Below are 16,658 nucleotides of genomic sequence, written 5' to 3' on the forward strand. Positions count from 1 at the left end.
TTAAATCAAAAGAGACGAAAGATCGCAAGAACGAACTTACACTTTCTCTTCTAAATCAACTTCTTCTACAGCCCCTACTGGATTAGATGATGCCCGCCAAAATACCGTACTTGCTTCTAAATCTTCTGATTCAACTTCTGCGGGTATGGCAACAGCTAGTAAGTCGTCGCGATCGCCAAAGTTATTATTATTAGTATTATCAGTACCAGTTAAATTTTGAAGAGCAACCAGAGCGTCTGAGGCTGATTGATAGCGCTGCGTATAGTCATACCGCACCATTTTACCGATAAAAGTTGCTAACTCCTGGCTCACCTCAGCTTTGTCTAACCAAAGCACTTCACCCGTTTGTGGGTCGAGTTGAAGTTCGTGAGGTGCAAATCCCGTTAAGGCTTTAATTAACAACATACCGACTGCATAAATATCACTGCTGTAGAAAGCACGACCTGCGGTTTGTTCGGCAGGAGCATAACCTAGAGTACCAATGCTAACTGTCAAGTTAGTTTGCCCAGTTGCTAGCATTTGATTGCTAACTTGCTTAACAGCACCAAAATCAATGATGACGAGCTTGCCATCGGAGTGCCGTCGCATAATGTTGCTAGGCTTGATATCGCGGTGAATTGTCTTGCACCTGTGAACGAATGCCAGGATTGGCAGTAAATCTTGCAGAATCGCGATTGCGGCAATCTCGCTCACAGGCTTGCCAGGTTTGAGTTCCCAACTGAGGGGATGTCCGTTAATCAACTCTTGGACTAAAAAGAATTCTTCACCTTCTTCAAAATAGGCAAGTAACTGGGGAATTCGGTCGTGTTTACCTAAAATTTCTAAGGTTTCTGCTTCAAGTTGAAACAACCTGCTAGCCATCTGTAAATGCTGAGGATGATTGCTAGAAGGTTTCATTCGCTTCACAACACAGAGAGGTTTGCCGGGACGTTGTAAATCTTCTGCAATGTAAGTTTCACTAAACCCACCCGAAGCTAAAACTTTGGTAACTTGGTAGCGTCCGCTGAGAATTTTCCCCGCCGTAACTAATTCGTGTGGCAGTAATTTTTGGATCTCGTCTTGTTGGTTGTTTGCCTCTGGAGACTCTAAAACAGTAGTATTTTCTGTGGTAGCAGGTTTGAGCTGGATTGTCTGGCGGCGATCGCTCATCGTTTTGATCGTCAAGTAAGAACCACCACACAACACAATTGTTAATATCGGCACGGCAGTGGGTAAGATCGAGTACTGATATGTGAAGACGGCGTAACTGATACCACCCCACGCGATCGCAATTCCGATCGTCCATCCTAGTTGAGATCTGAGGTGCTGGGCTTTTGCTAGCAAAATTGTCGTTCCAGCACCTAATAGCAACACCAACAACCCCTGAAAAAAGGGATTGGGAATTGCCAAGGCGATTGCTCTTTGCTGTAACCGCGTGGCGATCGCATTGGCTTGAATTTCTACCCCTGGCATTGGCTTGGGATACAGCCAGCTGTAGGAAAAAGGTGTTTTGTGAAAGTCTTGCAGCGAAGCAGCTGTTGCGCCAACAATCACAATCTTGTTCTGAAAATAACGCCCCTGTTGCAAGTACGTGTTCCAATTCTCGGTATCGAGAACATGCCAAAAAGGGATATATTCAAACGTCCCCGCAGGACCGTAGAAATAAATGCGATCGCCTTTAGTGGAAGTAGGGGCGCACAGCTGTGCGCCCCTACAATTACGAATCGAAGATGCCACCGCTTGCTCAAAAGAGGGCATTTCTACCCCCATAGCTGCATAATTATCGAATTGCTGTCGATATTTTGTTGCCAAACTTAAAGGAAATTCGCTAGAAAATCTGTGAATTTTACCATCTAACTCTAGGGGGAAATTGACAAAACCAACTGACATTGGCTTCGTCCACAAGAAACGAACTGGTTTAGTTAGTTGAATGATATTACCTTGGCGCAATTGCGATTGCTCGTACTCTGCTGCTAAGGTAACTCTGCCAGCGTAGCGTTGTAACACTTTCGCAAATTCGCGATCGTCTGCACTTCCATAGCTGCTAGGGGATGCGAATACTATGTCTAAAGCAACAGCACGCGCTCCTGCTATCATTAATTGATCGATCGCTTGAGCGTAAGCAAGTCGCTGCCAGGGCCAAGCTTGTAAAGGCTTGAGAGCGGCATATTGTTGAGGATTAGTTTGATAGTATTGTTGAGGAATTGATAAAGATTGCTCGTCAATTGTCAGGATAACAATATCCTCTGGTGGTACAACAGCGCCCCGAATTTCAAAAAATAGCGCCTGGGTTTGGTACTCAATCATTTGTACTAATGTCCCATTAGTGGCTGTAGCTACTGCCGCAGCCACTCCCCAAAATCCGGCTATGAGCTGCTCCCACCGGAAAGATCGTAAAGACTCACTCTTCTGAAGCAGCGATGGTATCTTTTGTACATCGGACAGTGTACGATCTTGTCCCATATAGTTATGTCAGACTGGGAGTTAGAGGATAGAGACAGTTAACAAGGAGCTTACAACAAGGGAACTTTCAAGTCGTGACTAGTTACCATACACTAGACCACACAATCCAGCTCTACCGATCGCCCTAGTTTCTTTTTTGACTGTCTGACCCTATTAGTTAGAGTTCCCTATCTAGGGAGAAAACCTGTCTCATCCAATTGGAATTTATGAGAATTTTACGCGCAATGTGTCAATTTCTGCGATCGCCAGCTGTCTCTAGTGACAACTACGTTCGGTCTGAACTGTGGAAACTACCAACCAACTGATAAAATTAACTGCGAATTTAGTTAATTTAAAGGTAGATGTTAAAAATAGGTGTTGCGCTTAAGCTAACCTGGTAAAGGTTTAGCAAGCATGGTTTAACTTCCCAGACGAGATTCTCACTAAAACTTAGGAAGGATAAATGTAAAATCGATTGAGATCCATAGCATACAATTCATAAAATGATGCATAAAAAATTGTTATAATTGAGAATTCGACGTTAAATAGTTTTTGGAAAATTTTTAGGTATTAAATTTCTATGCCTTGTTCTATGATGAACCGTCTGTCTATATTTGTAGACGGGAACAATATGTTCTACGCACAACAAAAAAATGGTTGGTTTTTCGATCCGCGAAGGGTGCTGGAGTACTTTAGGAAAGAACAACCAGATACAGTACTAATTAACGCCTTTTGGTACACTGGATTGAAAGATCCTCAAGATCAAAGGGGTTTTCGGGATGCACTCATTAGTTTGGGATACACCGTTCGCACTAAAATTTTAAAAGAGTACTACGACGATACCTCAGGTCGCTATTCGCAAAAAGCGAACTTAGATATAGAAATTGTAGTAGATATGTTTAATACAGTAGATCAGTACGATCGCGTAGTTTTATTTAGTGGTGATGGAGATTTCGAGAGAGCTATAGAATTATTAAGGTCAAAAAATACTCATATTACAGTTGTATCTACAGAAGGAATGATTGCCAGAGAGTTACGGAATGCTACCGATCGCTACATCGATCTAAATGATATTAGAGAATCCATTGAGAAAGCTGATTATTAGATAAAAGTGGAACAGCAACGGGCGGTGAAGCGTCTTCGCGCCGTATTAGCTGTGACGTAGTGCGTGATGCGTGGTGCGTGTTTTTTATACGATTACTAATAGCTAAAACAGGGATAAATGTCTGGTAAATCTATGGACAATCAATTGAAAACAGAGCGGGTCATAATTTTCGATACTACGTTGCGGGATGGCGAACAGTGTCCAGGGGCAACGCTAAACGTCGATGAAAAATTAGCGATCGCCCGTCAACTAGCTCGCTTGGGAGTAGACGTGATTGAGGCAGGCTTTGCCTTTGCTAGTCCTGGCGATTTTGAGGCAGTGACAAGGGTTGCTAAAGAAGTCGGGACGATTGATGGACCGATCGTCTGTAGTTTGGCAAGGGCAATTAAAGCTGACATTAAAGCCGCAGCCGAAGCCCTCAAGCCAGCCGTTAAAGGCAGAATTCATACATTTATTTCCACATCAGATATTCACTTAGAATATCAGTTGAAAAAATCGAAAGCCGAAGTCTTAGCGATCGCGGAAGAAATGGTGGCTTACGCTAAGTCTTTTATGGACGATGTAGAATTCTCAACTATGGATGCTACCCGCACCGATCCAGAATACTTGTATCAAGTTTTGGAACGGGCGATCGCGGCTGGAGCAACGACAATTAATATCCCCGATACTGTCGGTTACACGACTCCGAGTGAATTTGGGGCATTAATTAAAGGTATTAAAGAAAATGTTCCCAACATCGATCGCGCCATTATTTCCGTTCACGGTCATAACGATATTGGTTTAGCCGTTGCTAACTTTCTCGAAGCCGTGAAAAATGGGGCAAGACAGCTAGAATGTGCCGTTAACGGCATTGGCGAACGGGCTGGGAATACAGCGCTAGAAGAAATCGTGATGGCGCTGCACGTTCGCAGGCAATACTTCAACCCCTTTTTAGGTCGTCCGGCAGAGTCAGAAGCACCGCTAACTAATATCGATACGCGGGAAATTTACCGCACTTCTCGCTTAGTTTCTAACCTGACAGGAATGCTAGTGCAGCCGAATAAGGCAATTGTTGGAGCAAATGCTTTCGCACACGAATCCGGCATTCACCAAGATGGTATTCTCAAAAATAAGCTCACTTATGAGATTATGGATGCCGAGTCAATTGGTTTGACCAATAACCAAATCGTCTTAGGCAAACACTCCGGTCGCCATGCTTTTAGTGCGCGCTTGCAGGAATTGGGCTTTAACCTGTCAGAAACAGAATTAAATAAAGCTTTCTTACGGTTTAAAGACTTAGCGGATAAGAAAAAAGATATTTCTGACTGGGATTTAGAGGCGATTGTCAACGACGAGATCAAGACAACTCCAGAAGTCTTTCATTTAGAATTAGTCCAAGTATCTTGTGGCGATTGCACTCGTCCGACTGCAACTGTCACCTTACGGACTCAAGATGGTGAAGAACTCACCGATGCAGCGATCGGAACGGGACCCGTGGATGCTATATATAAGGCGATCAATCGGGTGGTAAACGTCCCCAATCAGTTAATCGAATTTTCCGTCCAGTCCGTGACGGCGGGAATTGATGCAATCGGGGAAGTCACGATCCGACTGCGCTATGAAGATAAAGTCTATTCCGGTCATGCAGCGAATACAGACATTATCGTTGCTTCTGCCCAGGCATACGTTAACGCCCTGAATCGTCTTTATGCGGCATTGCAGCATCAACAGCAACGCGATCGCTCGTTAGCATAGTTTTAGATCCCCCAACCCCCCTTACAAGGGGCAACAAGATCCCCCCATCCCCCCTTTACAAGGGGGGCTAATAGTAAGTAGTCAGTAGGGTGGGTAATGCCCACCTTGACTGTAGGTTGAAGCTAATAATAAGTAGGGTGGGCAACGCCCACCTTTACTGTAGGTTGAAGATTGCGTTCGATAAAATATGCCCACTGTCCGACTTCGACATTCAGTCAATTGGCATTCGGTCAATTTGAGTTTGTTTGCCTTGTTAGTACTGCTAACCGCGATCGCCACAGCACTATATACATCTAGCGAACGTAACTTTCATTGGTGGATCGATTGGTATTACAAAACTATCGAGGTTGCTAGTGCCTTTCGTCAATCTCCCATCGCAGGCATTAGCAACTTTTTGCAATCGCTAGGAGCAGAACGAAATAAAATTTACACTCTGCCATTAGTACCATTTATCCTACTATTTGGTGAGTCGCGATCGGTTTATCAAATTGGTTTAGCACTCATTTATTTACTACCCTTTTCCTTGGTGATGGGAGGTTTGGGGACGCGATTGATTTCAGTCAATTCTCTAGCTGTTTTTTGGTCAACGGCAATTTTCAGCTTATTAATTCCTATCAATTGGATACCAACTTTTCTTGGCATTCCAGATACGGGAGGGGCTGTACTAATTGGGTTAGCGGTTTGGATTTACTTGCAAGATATGAGACTTAAACGCTGGTGGCGCGTACCAGCAATTGGAGTTTTGTTAGGATTGGCGATTCTCTTTCGTCGTCATTTTACTTACGGAGCGATCGCTGTTTTAGTTGCAATGTCTCTGCAAGCATCAATCTTTTTCTTGACGACTAAACGTATAAAACCACAACTAGCGTGGCAGAAATTACGGCAAGTTGCAGTAAAGATTGGTTTAATTGCCATCATTTGTTTTTTCACGATCGCCGCGATCGCTTCGCAGTTCACTTATAACGCGCTGGTTACAGATTATCGAGGACTGTATGCTTCTTGGAGTTTCCCAATTAATACAATTGTCGGACTCTATGCTGCTTACTTTGGCTGGGCAACGCTCATACTTGCCGCGATCGGATTTTTAGCTGGAATTTTGACTCGTACTCTGTATCTTCCAGCATTTAGTTTCATCTGGCTGTTTGGCGTAGTCTCAGTAGTAGAATGGTTGATTCTCTTACGCTATGCCAACGTGTTTTATTGCCTCCATTTGACCCCAATTGTGGTGCTGGGGTTAGCTAGCGGTGTTTGGACGGCTTACTTGAAACTCAAGGGCAATTTTCGTCATCTCGCTTTAGGCATAGTTGTTTGTTATCTCGCGAGTAACTTAGCGATCGCCCTCACTCCCATTGGGAATTTCCAGCATTCACTGCGTTCTCTATGGACGCTGAATATTCCTCCCTTAGTCCGGGCAGATTATGATGAAGCGATCCGATTAGTAGCTTACTTACGCCAAATTGCGACTAATAAAAAGCCAATTTATATTGTTGGTTTCCAGCGGTTGCAGCTCAACAGTGGTATGGTGCGGGCAGTCGAACGTAGTGTATACAAACAACACGATCGAGATAACTTACTGTTGCTAGGTGTGCCTCAAGTTGATTCTCAAGATTTTTATCCTGTAGAAAGACTTTTACAAGCAGAGTATGTCGTTATCCCTCACCCCTTACCGAATTTTGAGAGTGACTTTACCAAAGTTCCAGTGGTAGGAGAGTGGCTACCTCTCAAAGAACATGATGTTGTTACAGTTGTCTCTAATGCTTTTCGGCAAAATTGGGAAATAGCCCAAGATTTTCAGCTTTTACCCGTACAGTTTCGCTTAGCCGATGGTGCTGTTGTGAGTATTTATCAGCGCTTGCGTCCCACTTCTATAGAAACGGCAATCCAAACCCTTGCCACCATGCAACAGAGAATTGGGCAGCGTCCTGGGGGACAATTGGATTGGATGAGTTTGAGTCATCTATGGCAAGACAACAAAGTGACTAAAAACATCACCCGTACCTATAGATTACTAGCGTATGCTGTTCGAGAAAGAGGAATACAACCAATATCATTCTTGTATTTGGGAACTTTATCCAACCGCACCCAAGTCACAGGTAAAGTGACTCTATTTGGCAAAACCTGTAATGGTGCTACGCTCACTATAGAAATGCGCGATCGCCAAGGTCAACTCGTCAGCGCGATCGCATCGCAATCTTTCACCAATAAGTCTCACAAACTTCAAGTATCATTGGCTAGTCAAATTCCTAAACCAACTTATTTATTATTAAATGTTCAAACTAGCGATAAAAATGATTTAATCAAAAGTTGTATTGTAGAAATCGATTCTTTAAAAGTATCCTGACCCGGCTCCCCTCTTATGGAAGATCGAAGATTAGAAAGAGAAAAACAGTTTCACGATGCTTGGGCTGCGGCAATTGATGTTGAGGGAATTCGGGTAGCAGACTATTTTGAAGCTTGCACGGCTCCAGAAAATCGATTTATTCTCAGACAGATGGGAGACGTGCAAGGAAAAAAAATCTTAGATTTAGGTTGCGGTGCAGGCGAAAACAGCGTTTATTTTGCTAAAAAAGGGGCGCTATGCATGGCATCTGATTATTCTCCAGGTATGGTAGAAGTTGCTTTAGATTTAGCAGCTAAAAATGGTGTAAAAATCGAGGGACGAACGATGGATGCATCTGCTCTAGATTGTCCCGATAATTCTTTTGATTTTGTTTACGCTGCCAATCTACTACACCATCTTCCCGATCCTCACACTGCTATATTGGAGATGCATCGAGTTCTTAAGCCTGGGGGAAAAGCTTGCTTTTGGGAGCCATTAAAACACAATCCCATTATCAACGTTTACCGTCGCATCGCTACTAAAGTTCGCACGGAAGATGAAATGCCGCTCGATATTGCGATCGTTAAGTTTGTCGAACGCAATTTTTCTCATACCAATTACGATACTTTTTGGATTGCCACACTCTGGATATTTTTGCAGTTTTATTTAATAGAAAGAGCCGATCCAAATAAAGAACGTTACTGGAAAAAAATAATTATTGAACATCAAAGATTAGCTCCAGCCTATTTACGTTTAGAAAAGTGGGATAAGCTGCTGAAAAAAATCCCTGGCATGAAAAGATATGCTTGGAATTTGGCAGTTGTGGCAACAAAATAATCAGTCTAAAAAGACGAACCTGGCTGTTGCAAAAACTCTTCTTCTTCTGGGGTAGAGACTCGCTCTAAAATTTTGTTGCGGTGGGGAAAGCGTCCGAATCTTAAAATGACTTCGCGGTGACGCAAGGCATAGGTAATTGCATCAGCACTATCAGGATCGTCACTCAGTTGTTGAAATAGAGCTACAGAACGATTTTGGTCCTCTAGGTTTTCGCTGTGTTCAAAAGGACAGTAAATAAACCAGCGTTGTACGGGTAATAATTCGCGATCGTAGCCTTGGGCAACGGCATACTGTGCGGTAGATAGGGCTTGCCAGTCAGTAGCGAAAGCTTGAGACTTACCGCGAAACATATTGCGAGGAAACTGATCGAGCAGCAAGATCAAAGCCAGACAGCTGAGGGGAGAACTTTTCCAGGTGTCTAAATTCCCTGCTGCGGCTTGTTCGTAATCGCTCAGAAAGCGGGCTTCCACTTCTCGATCGAATTCAGGCTTTTTAATGAACCAAATCTGTCTTGGTTTTCCATAACTAGCCTGTTCGGGAGTACCAAACCAAAAATCTAAAATTCTTTTTGCCTGTTCTGATGACATGGCTGACAAACAACTCTATTGATTCTTACAAATCGCTTGCCTCATTTTCCGCATATTTTCTGGTAATTCAAATTGCATCGCTTGTTGAATAAAAATCGATGGAATTGGAACGTTAGGCGTAGCTTGTACGGCATAAGTGAGTAAAGTGCCAATTCCGCAATCTTGCAGGTTTAAATCTGCTGTAAAGTCGGTGAAAGTACCTTTTTCCATGCGAAATTGAATGCGCTGCTGGACTTCCTCAAACACGTTTAAATAGATTTCAACTTGAGCAGTGAAAATGAGAAAGGCTTTGCGGGCAACTTGATATAAGTGCTTCACATCACCTCGCTGCAAGACTTCGCTCTGGATCACGTCGGGAAAATATTGTACCCAACGAGGATAATCGGTAAGCTGCTGCCAGACTTGCGATCGCTGCATTGGTAGATACATACATGCTGTCACAGCCCCGCCCCATGTCGAATGAGGGCGCGTTTGAACTAAAATTTCTCCCCGCATCAAAGCTGTTTGCTCTGTCTGACCGATCGTCGTAACTGTATACATTGCTGTCATACTAACTTCGTTATTCCTCACACTTATGCACTTAGCGATCGCAAGCAGTATACTGCCTACTCTACCTATAGATTTGTTAAGAGATGGTGAACATACTATAAAGGTTCCCCAAATTTAGTCAAAAACGATCTGTTTGGGGAGAATTCGGAATTCGGAATTATTTCTGTTTTAGTTTTCGGGTGGAGGTGACAAGAATACCAACAATTTCTGATGCTTCAGTCAGTAAAGGCTGAAATTTGTTGAGTTTAACCATACCAAATTCAATGAGGATTTCTAACCAGTACTCAGTTTCACGGGCTTCTTTGAGTGCAACTTCTAACTTGCTTAAAAAATCTTTGTCTGATTGTGCCGATTGCGCTTCGCGGACATTTGCACCAATACTTGTACCGCTCCTCAACAACTGCTTAGATAAAGTTCTACACACTCCTGGCTTTTCGTCTAAAAAGCTACAAGCCTTAATCACTCTAATTGCAAATTTCTGTGTTTTCTCAGTAATAGGAGTATAGTTATTCATATCTAAATCTAAACTTGAAGTGTAATTTTACACTTCAAGTTTAGATTCGTCTTGAATTCCGAATTCCAAATTATCTTGGAACTGAAACTTGATTTAATAAGTTAGTAATTAATGTTTCAATTTGAATCCCATCGAGTAAACTTTCGGGTTTGAGGATGAGACGGTGACGCAGCAGAGGTGGAGTTACAGCTTTGACATCATCAGGGGTGACGTAATCTCGTCCGGCAAGCCATGCGGCGGCTTGACTGGTTTGCAGCCAAGCTACGGCACAACGAGGGGAAGCACCCAAAGTTAAATCGGGATGTTGGCGCGATCGCTGCACCAGAGCAAGGAGATAGTCTACAATTGGCTCTGCTACTTGTACCGATTTGACTTCCTGACGCGCTTGTAAAACCAACTTCACGTTAGCAACGGGTTCGATTTGAGCAATATCTAGCCGTCGAGATTGAAAACCCTTTTGGCTGTTCAGCAGCATTTGCTTTTCATGCTGGCGATCGGGATAGCCTACCGTTAATTTGAATAAAAATCTGTCTAGTTGGGCTTCTGGTAAAGGATAAGTTCCCTCAAATTCCAAAGGATTTTGCGTGGCGATCGCCCAAAATAATTCTGGTAGCGGCAAGCTTTCACCATCCAAAGTCACTTGCTGTTCTGCCATTGCTTCTAATAAAGCGGCTTGTGTTTTGGGTGGCGTGCGGTTGATTTCATCTGCCAACAAAACTTCAGTAAATACGGGTCCCTTTTTCAGCGTAAAGTTGCGACTGTTAAGGTCGAGAATATTCGTACCTGTGATGTCGGCAGGTAAGACATCTGGTGTCAGTTGCACGCGGCGAAATTCCGCTTGAATGAGTTGCGCCATCACTTTCACCAGCAGAGTTTTTCCCGTGCCTGGTACGCCTTCTAAAATGACATGTCCCCCCGCTAGCATTGCCACTAATAATTGTTGTACTAATTGAGATTGACCGACAACAACTCGATCGAGGGCTTCACTGAGGCGATTTAATCCAGCACGGGTTTCGGACATGAGAAGGGGTAAGTAGGGATTAGAGTAGGGGCGCACAGCTGTGCGCCCCTACTGAAAGAAACGTGATAACTAATCAGGTTTAACATAACTGCGGATGGTGCGCCATTGTTTTAACCAATTTAATAGGTCTTTGTCACTGGGGCGGCGCTTTTGCCCATGCAGCCGCAGCAATTGTTCGAGTTCGGTAGGCGATCGCCCCGTTTGCTGTACCCATGCTTGAATCAGTGCTTGCCGTTCTAAGGGAATTTGTCCGAGTCCTAAAGCTTGCTGGAGTTGTTTTTGCTCGGCATTACCAACTGTATCTATGACAAAATCGCTGGCTTGGGCTTTTTGCAACACCCCTGCTAAAGCTTCAATATAAGCAGTGCTATTGTCTGCGATCGCTGTTTTAAGCGTGGCTGGTTGCCCAAAACGACGATTGCTAGCCAGAATAAACACAAATAGCACGATTACGGCTTGAAATAAGGCAGCAGCTAAGGGTCTTTGTGCCAAATAAGACAGAAAATCCCTTTCACCCGCTCGTTCTCTGGCTTCTTTATCTCGGTAGCCGTGAATGTATTCGTCTATCCAGATCGATCGGTCTCCTTGAGTCACAAGTTGAGCTAAGTATTTATAGTTATTGGGATAGTCTTGGTAGGCATTTGCTGCTAAATAAGGGGTGACACAGAATATGACCTGTCCTTCACCAATTTTTTCTTGCCATACAACTGCACCATAGCGATCGCCCAATAGCGATCGCTGTTGCTGGTTTATCCTTGCTCTGCGCCGCGTATCGATTTTAATGTTAATTAACTCGTTGTTTTGTTGCTTGGTGCTGAACTCAGCTGGTGTTACTGGCTGGGGTATGCCCAAAATTATCAGAGTGTTACCTCGTTCTACCCACTGCTTTTCTACGTAATTCAAGCCAGAATTTGGTTGGCTGAGGACGCGCAGCAGTGTCATGCGATCGTGTTTGCTTGACTCACTAAATGGCTTTTGCCATCGCTGGACAGGTGTGCCTCGGTTTTGCATGTATGCATACCAAGCTCCATATCCATCGGGGCTGCGGCTGTAGGTAGAGCCAAGACGCGAAGGATTATTGGGTGCAGTAACTAGGCTGAGAAAGACGATCGCAGCGATCGCAATTGCCCCTAACCACCATCGATGACGTAGATTTCGCACACTCCACCTACCATGAAGAGAATTCGCAGCTATACAAACTCAGTCTACCCAGGCGGACGTTTGTGTAGTGCCATTCTAGTCTGTGCGCCCAGTTGAATTTGTGCAATAGATCTATTCTTGTCTGGCAATATCTCGATATGCCTGCTGACATCGTTCAAATGTTTCTGATAAAACTTCACCATTGCTAAAGCATAATTGCTCGTGGGTAGTAATCAGCGTGCGATAAGACTGAGACTGGGGTAGTTGTTGAACTAATTGCCAGTATTCCCGATCTGTGCGACTGGGTTGATGGCGAACGATCGCTCGTTCGTGCAACAGTTGTAACATTGCCATATACAAACAGCGACAAGCTTCGCGATAGTTACCTCGATCGAAATAAGTTTGCGATCGCTTTAACCAAGCTTCGACTGGCATTTCACTGGTTCTAGAAGTCGTCTTTCCACCAACAGCGCGCCTAGTTTTCAATTCTATGAAATAAGGTTCCAACCGCCGCCATACATACCTCACTAGCCACAGCAACAAGGCAAATGCCGCTATCCAGGCGATCGCTTTGAATCCCTCCACTAACCATGAAGGGATGCCTTCTGGCAACTGGGGAATGTTTTTATTCAACCTCATCGTTTGGAGTTCGAGCCATTCCCCTGCCTGTTGCTGTAATTGAGATAACTGCCAACCCATACTATTTTTTTCAAATTCACTATTTGCCATTGGTCATTGGTCATTGGTCATTGGTCATTAGTCATTGGTCGTTTGTGAGTAGTGAGTAACTTTTGACTTACGACTTACGACTTACGACTTACGACTTACTAATTGCTTTTTCTTCAGACTTTATCAGTATCCATCCCGCGATCGCTAAAATAGCGCCTAGAACGAGAAAACCGATATCCCAAATTAACTCATTAGTCCCTGGCTTGACATGGTGAATGCCGAGAACTTGATGGTCGATTAACCCCTCAAAGAAGTCGAATAGTCCTACGCCTAGCAACAAAGCACCAAAGAAAGTTTTGCCCGACCAAAACACGTTTTTTTGTTCGCCTGCCCGCCAGAGTAAAAATATTCCTAATAAAGTTAATATCCACGTAGCAGCATCGAAAAATCCATCCCACACCATGTTGACTTTCATTTCTGCAACAGTGACAGTCGGTCGAACGCTGCTGAGCATGTGATGCCATTGCAAGATTTGATGGAGCAATATCCCATCAAATAGTCCACCAGTTCCCAACCCAAGGATAATTCCAGATGCAATTAAAGGGTTGCGCTGCGGGCGAAGTTGTTTTGCTTCCATTTTCAGTCCTCTGCGACAGTTCTTTTCACAATGGCAGTCCACTACGTGAATTTCTTCTGTCTGACGGTAAAGATAGGGTAGCGATCTCCAGTTCATACAAAAAAACCAATACAAAAGGCTGAAGGGAACATATTTCTCTCCTTCAGCCTCTTAAATGCAAACTGATTTGCGTATCTTGTCTTGACTCAAAAGAATACATACTAGAAGTTTAAGCGGCGAGTGGGCGTTGCCTACCCTACTATAGTTCTATGCTTTTGCCCTTAACTTCTGACTTCTGACTTCCGACTTCTTACCTAGTAGCTTCTAGAAGATTCGCGGCGGTTATAGCTACCTCTGCTGTTGCCAGTTCTACTACCACCTTCCTCGCGTGGCTTGGCTTTATTTACCTTCAGCACTCGTCCCATCCATCTAGCGCCATCTAGCTCTGAAATAGCGGCTTCTTCTGCGGCTTCTGTTTCCATTTCAACGAAACCAAAACCACGCGGACGACCGCTTTCTCGGTCTATAGGTAGCTGTACTCGTGTCACAGTGCCGTAATCGGCAAATACTTTAGTCAAATCTTCTTGGGTAACGTCATATGACAAGTTACCTACATATATGGACATTACTGCTCTCTCCTGAGTCCGATCGTTGTCGAGATGACGGTTCGGAAGAGCATCTGAATTAGCAAACACAAACACAACTGCCGAATGTACTCTCTATTTTAGAATAGCATAAAATCGCTGTAACTTATACTGGCTGAGGGAATGATTAGTTTACCACCTAGAAATGATTAGTATTACCTATGGTGCAAACCTTGCTAGCTCGTTCACATTTTGTTACAAAGGGAGAGTATGGATAACTTCTACAATCGCGTAAACTTATGTTTGGCGGATTAACTGGTTTTACTAATCCTACTGGCACTGATTGGGGCGAGCAAATGCTCAATACTGTTGCCAGCAAGACAATTCGTCACTTATTTACACAAAGTGAGTCGGTAGAAGTTGCCGTTCGTTGTTACCCTTCCAGCAAACTCTTGCAAGGTAGCATTGATAGCTTCAAGATGAGCGGTCGCGGTTTGCTGATCCGGCGCGAATTTTGGGCAGAGGAGATGTCTTTTGAGACGGATGCTGTAGCGATAGATTTCAGCTCTGTTCTAGGTGGTAAACTTGCCCTCAAACAACCGACTCAAGCTGTAGCTCAAGTTACGCTATCAGAAGAAGGAATTAACAGGGCGTTTGAAGCAGAACTGGTGAAAAAACGCCTGCTCAACTTGACTTTACCTAGTTTGACTGAATTATCTGGCGGTAAGCCAGTCTCGTTTCAGGAAGTTCGGGTAGAGTTATTGCCGGAGAATGAAATTAAGATCTGGGCTAAGGCAGACTTATCTCAAGGGGAATTAGTACCAGTTAGCCTCACAGCAACTTTAGGTATTGAACGGCGGCGACGAGTACAATTTCAAAACCCCAGATTTGAAGTAGAGACGCTACCAGAATCTCAACGAGAGACTTCCCTGGCTTTAGCACGAGCTTTGGCAGAAATTCTGAATAATATGGTCGATCTCGATCGCTTCGACTTAGATGGCGTTACCATGCGGCTAAACCGCTTAGAAACTAAAGGCAAGTTGTTAGTTTTTAGCGGCTACGCTCAGATCGAGCGCGTACCAGGAAAAGGATAGAGCGTATAGAGCTAGTCTACACGCTCTTTTGTTTTAGCGTCCTACGCCAACGTAGTAGAATCCAGCTTGTTGTAGAGCTTCGCGATCGAGGTAGTTACGACCGTCAATCATGACGGGGTTAGTCATCAACGATGCCATCTTGTTGTAGTCAAGATTGCGGAACTGCTGCCAATCAGTGACGAGGACTAGAGCATCGCAGCCATCGGCAAGGCGTTCGGGATCTGTTTCTACCAAAACGCCCGTTAGCCCATGACGCATTCCAGATTGGGCGACAATTGGATCGTAGGCTTTTACCTTTGCTCCTAAGCGGTTGAGATGCTCGATTAAATTGAGAGCAGGAGCATCGCGCATATCATCAGTATCGGGTTTAAATGTCAGTCCCAATAGTCCGACTGTTTTCCCTTTGAGGATCTTGAGTACCTGCTGGAGTTTTTCTACAGCAATTAAACGCTGGCGTTGGTTAACGCTAACAGCAGCTTTGAGCAGATGAGTATCGTAGCCGTAGTCATCAGCAGTATGAATCAGCGCTGAAACATCTTTGGGAAAGCAGGAACCACCCCAACCAATGCCCGCTTGCAAGAACTTATTACCAATGCGGGAATCTAAACCGATACCTTTAGCAACTTGGGTCACATCTGCACCGACGCGATCGCAAATATTGGCAACTTCGTTAATAAAGCTAATTTTAGTGGCTAAAAATGCGTTTGCTGCATACTTAATCATCTCTGCCGAACTAATATCGGTGGCGAGAACTGGTACGGAGGGTAAAGACTTGTCTTCGGCGTACTGGCGCTCGATAATTGGAGCGTACAGCTCTTGCATCATGGCGATCGCTTTGGAGCTGCTACCACCCAAGACAATGCGATCGGGGTTAAAAGTATCGTATACGGCGCAACCTTCACGCAAAAACTCAGGATTGCTCACGACATCAAATGCAGGGACGCTTTCCAAAGTCGTGACTTCGCCACCACCAGCGCCAACTAACACCTTCTGGCGTTCGACAATGCCATCGAGAACGATCATTCGTACCCAGTCACCAGAGCCGATTGGCACTGTAGACTTGTTGACGATTACTTTATATCCACCATCCAAATGAGCGCCAATGCTGCGGGCTACAGCCTCAACATAGCGAGTATCGCTTTCTCCAGTTGGTAGCGGTGGAGTGCCTACGGCAATAAATAAGATTTCTCCATGTGCCACGCCGCCAGCGATGTCTGTGGTAAACTCTAACGTCCCTGCCTGCATTGCTCCTGTCATGATCTCGGACAGCCCTGGTTCAAAAATCGGAGACTGTCCGGCTTTCATGAGCTTGACTTTCTCTTCATTGTTGTCCACGCAGATGACATGGTGTCCGATGTGAGCTAAGCAAGCACCCGTAACTAAACCGACATAGCCTGTACCGATTACGCAAACACGCATATACTTTTGTCCTCAACGGTGTATGGGTGATAGAAGTTTAAGATGTGA

General features: G+C 44.4%; 15 protein-coding genes. 5 read left to right on the top strand and 10 right to left on the bottom strand.

Annotation, left to right across the window (positions count from 1 at the left end; all coding sequences use genetic code 11):
* Nucleotides 1–36 precede the first annotated feature (36 nt).
* Complete coding sequence (locus H6G17_RS24380; protein ID WP_192161180.1) at nucleotides 37–2,442, bottom strand: serine/threonine-protein kinase; 2,406 nt, start codon at nucleotides 2,440–2,442, stop codon at nucleotides 37–39.
* Between the two features lie 559 nt (nucleotides 2,443–3,001).
* On the opposite strand from H6G17_RS24380, the gene H6G17_RS24385 reads away from it, so the two are divergent.
* The 4 genes from H6G17_RS24385 to H6G17_RS24400 all read left to right on the top strand — a co-directional run bounded on the left by H6G17_RS24385 (nucleotide 3,002) and on the right by H6G17_RS24400 (nucleotide 8,417).
* Nucleotides 3,002–3,526, top strand: coding sequence for an NYN domain-containing protein (locus tag H6G17_RS24385; protein WP_039714205.1), 525 nt, complete (start codon nucleotides 3,002–3,004; stop codon nucleotides 3,524–3,526).
* Between the two features lie 132 nt (nucleotides 3,527–3,658).
* Nucleotides 3,659–5,260: a 2-isopropylmalate synthase gene (locus H6G17_RS24390; protein WP_192161181.1), complete on the top strand. Its 1,602-nt coding sequence runs from the start codon at nucleotides 3,659–3,661 to the stop codon at nucleotides 5,258–5,260.
* A gap of 187 nt (nucleotides 5,261–5,447) precedes the next feature.
* Entirely contained in the window at nucleotides 5,448–7,601 is a 2,154-nt protein-coding gene (locus tag H6G17_RS24395; RefSeq protein WP_192161182.1) for a hypothetical protein, read from the top strand.
* 15 nt (nucleotides 7,602–7,616) lie between these two features.
* Nucleotides 7,617–8,417 (top strand): class I SAM-dependent methyltransferase, encoded by an 801-nt coding sequence (locus H6G17_RS24400; protein WP_192161183.1) that lies wholly within the window; start codon nucleotides 7,617–7,619, stop codon nucleotides 8,415–8,417.
* 5 nt (nucleotides 8,418–8,422) lie between these two features.
* Here H6G17_RS24400 and H6G17_RS24405 read toward each other — a convergent pair whose 3' ends face one another.
* The 8 genes from H6G17_RS24405 to H6G17_RS24440 all read right to left on the bottom strand — a co-directional run bounded on the left by H6G17_RS24405 (nucleotide 8,423) and on the right by H6G17_RS24440 (nucleotide 14,139).
* A complete protein-coding gene (locus tag H6G17_RS24405; RefSeq protein ID WP_192161184.1) occupies nucleotides 8,423–9,004 on the bottom strand; it encodes a DUF924 family protein in 582 nt (193 codons plus the stop codon).
* 15 nt (nucleotides 9,005–9,019) lie between these two features.
* Complete coding sequence (locus H6G17_RS24410) at nucleotides 9,020–9,553, bottom strand: SRPBCC family protein (RefSeq protein WP_192161185.1); 534 nt, start codon at nucleotides 9,551–9,553, stop codon at nucleotides 9,020–9,022.
* 157 nt (nucleotides 9,554–9,710) lie between these two features.
* The gene (locus H6G17_RS24415; protein WP_192161186.1) at nucleotides 9,711–10,067 is read right to left on the bottom strand and encodes a four helix bundle protein; all 357 of its coding nucleotides are present in this window, start codon (nucleotides 10,065–10,067) and stop codon (nucleotides 9,711–9,713) included.
* A 70-nt stretch (nucleotides 10,068–10,137) separates the two neighbouring features.
* Entirely contained in the window at nucleotides 10,138–11,088 is a 951-nt protein-coding gene (locus H6G17_RS24420) for a MoxR family ATPase (RefSeq protein WP_192161187.1), read from the bottom strand.
* Between the two features lie 69 nt (nucleotides 11,089–11,157).
* A complete protein-coding gene (locus H6G17_RS24425; protein WP_192161188.1) occupies nucleotides 11,158–12,249 on the bottom strand; it encodes a DUF4350 domain-containing protein in 1,092 nt (363 codons plus the stop codon).
* A 111-nt stretch (nucleotides 12,250–12,360) separates the two neighbouring features.
* Complete coding sequence (locus tag H6G17_RS24430) at nucleotides 12,361–12,957, bottom strand: DUF4129 domain-containing protein (protein WP_192161189.1); 597 nt, start codon at nucleotides 12,955–12,957, stop codon at nucleotides 12,361–12,363.
* 88 nt (nucleotides 12,958–13,045) lie between these two features.
* The gene (locus H6G17_RS24435; RefSeq protein ID WP_192161216.1) at nucleotides 13,046–13,534 is read right to left on the bottom strand and encodes a DUF2243 domain-containing protein; all 489 of its coding nucleotides are present in this window, start codon (nucleotides 13,532–13,534) and stop codon (nucleotides 13,046–13,048) included.
* Between the two features lie 293 nt (nucleotides 13,535–13,827).
* Nucleotides 13,828–14,139, bottom strand: a complete 312-nt coding sequence (locus H6G17_RS24440; RefSeq protein WP_192161190.1) for an RNA-binding protein — start codon at nucleotides 14,137–14,139, stop codon at nucleotides 13,828–13,830.
* Nucleotides 14,140–14,396: 257 nt separating this feature from the next.
* Here H6G17_RS24440 and H6G17_RS24445 point away from each other — a divergent pair, with 257 nt between their 5' ends.
* Nucleotides 14,397–15,191 carry a DUF2993 domain-containing protein gene (locus tag H6G17_RS24445; RefSeq protein ID WP_192161191.1) on the top strand — a complete coding sequence of 265 codons (795 nt, stop codon included), beginning with the start codon at nucleotides 14,397–14,399 and terminating at the stop codon, nucleotides 15,189–15,191.
* 33 nt (nucleotides 15,192–15,224) lie between these two features.
* Here the strand turns inward: H6G17_RS24445 and H6G17_RS24450 are convergent, their stop codons facing one another.
* Nucleotides 15,225–16,610: a UDP-glucose/GDP-mannose dehydrogenase family protein gene (locus H6G17_RS24450; protein ID WP_192161192.1), complete on the bottom strand. Its 1,386-nt coding sequence runs from the start codon at nucleotides 16,608–16,610 to the stop codon at nucleotides 15,225–15,227.
* Nucleotides 16,611–16,658: the final 48 nt, after the last annotated feature.

This window comes from Chroococcidiopsis sp. [FACHB-1243], assembly GCF_014696895.1.
Lineage (GTDB): Bacteria > Cyanobacteriota > Cyanobacteriia > Cyanobacteriales > Chroococcidiopsidaceae > Chroococcidiopsis.

Excerpts from the sequence above, each read along its gene's own strand:
- H6G17_RS24445 (WP_192161191.1), top strand. The coding sequence starts at position 14,397 with ATGTTTGGCGGATTAACTGGTTTTACTAATCCTACTGGCACTGATTGG.
- H6G17_RS24440 (WP_192161190.1), bottom strand. The coding sequence starts at position 14,139 with ATGTCCATATATGTAGGTAACTTGTCATATGACGTTACCCAAGAAGAT.
- H6G17_RS24420 (WP_192161187.1), bottom strand. The coding sequence starts at position 11,088 with ATGTCCGAAACCCGTGCTGGATTAAATCGCCTCAGTGAAGCCCTCGAT.
- H6G17_RS24385 (WP_039714205.1), top strand. The coding sequence starts at position 3,002 with ATGCCTTGTTCTATGATGAACCGTCTGTCTATATTTGTAGACGGGAAC.
- H6G17_RS24410 (WP_192161185.1), bottom strand. The coding sequence starts at position 9,553 with ATGACAGCAATGTATACAGTTACGACGATCGGTCAGACAGAGCAAACA.
- H6G17_RS24450 (WP_192161192.1), bottom strand. The coding sequence starts at position 16,610 with ATGCGTGTTTGCGTAATCGGTACAGGCTATGTCGGTTTAGTTACGGGT.
- H6G17_RS24405 (WP_192161184.1), bottom strand. The coding sequence starts at position 9,004 with ATGTCATCAGAACAGGCAAAAAGAATTTTAGATTTTTGGTTTGGTACT.
- H6G17_RS24435 (WP_192161216.1), bottom strand. The coding sequence starts at position 13,534 with ATGGAAGCAAAACAACTTCGCCCGCAGCGCAACCCTTTAATTGCATCT.
- H6G17_RS24430 (WP_192161189.1), bottom strand. The coding sequence starts at position 12,957 with ATGGCAAATAGTGAATTTGAAAAAAATAGTATGGGTTGGCAGTTATCT.
- H6G17_RS24380 (WP_192161180.1), bottom strand. The coding sequence starts at position 2,442 with ATGGGACAAGATCGTACACTGTCCGATGTACAAAAGATACCATCGCTG.
- H6G17_RS24400 (WP_192161183.1), top strand. The coding sequence starts at position 7,617 with ATGGAAGATCGAAGATTAGAAAGAGAAAAACAGTTTCACGATGCTTGG.
- H6G17_RS24395 (WP_192161182.1), top strand. The coding sequence starts at position 5,448 with ATGCCCACTGTCCGACTTCGACATTCAGTCAATTGGCATTCGGTCAAT.
- H6G17_RS24415 (WP_192161186.1), bottom strand. The coding sequence starts at position 10,067 with ATGAATAACTATACTCCTATTACTGAGAAAACACAGAAATTTGCAATT.
- H6G17_RS24390 (WP_192161181.1), top strand. The coding sequence starts at position 3,659 with ATGGACAATCAATTGAAAACAGAGCGGGTCATAATTTTCGATACTACG.